Annotated in this window: 2 protein-coding genes; both read right to left on the bottom strand. The window is 42.7% G+C overall.

Going from position 1 to position 539, the window contains the following annotated elements:
* A partial coding sequence (locus AC0KTX_RS00055) for a methylglyoxal synthase (protein ID WP_474250185.1) occupies positions 1 to 249 on the bottom strand: 249 nt, incomplete at its 3' end.
* Positions 250 to 261: 12 nt separating this feature from the next.
* The coding region (locus AC0KTX_RS00050; RefSeq protein ID WP_474250184.1) for a dihydrodipicolinate reductase C-terminal domain-containing protein at positions 262 to 539 on the bottom strand (278 nt) is incomplete at its 5' end.

Genomic DNA, 539 nt, shown 5'->3' with positions numbered 1-539 from the left:
TGTTAATGGATCTCTGAAAAATAAAACTAAATCCATTTCATTTTTTGCTATAAGGGAACCGATTTCCTGGTCGCCCCCAAATGGACCGGACTGGAAACGATGAATGTTTAATCCCGTGGCTTCTTGGATTCTTAAACCGGTTGTTCCTGTTGCATATAATTCGTGCTTTTCCAAAACACGTTTATATGCAATCGCAAATTGAACCATGTCATCCTTTTTCTTATCATGAGCAATCAATGCAATTTTCATATACGATTTCCCTCACCCTATAATATTTTCCAATCCATAGACAACCGTATCGATTTTCATCACCGTTTCAACCGAGAGTTTTACGCCGGACATAAAGGATGCGCGATTATAGGAATCATGACGGATGGTCAATGTTTGGCCATCACCTCCAAACAACACTTCTTGATGGGCAATTAACCCGGGAAGACGGACGCTATGGATGCGGATGCCATTCCACTCGGCTCCGCGGGCACCGTTTATTGTTTCCTTTTCATCAGGATGTCCCTGTCTTTTGTCTCCGCGAACCTCAT

It is taken from the genome of Aeribacillus sp. JST-2 (genome assembly GCF_056032925.1).
The sequence above is the reverse complement of the archived record's forward strand: the minus strand, read 5'-3'. Positions and strand labels throughout refer to the sequence as shown.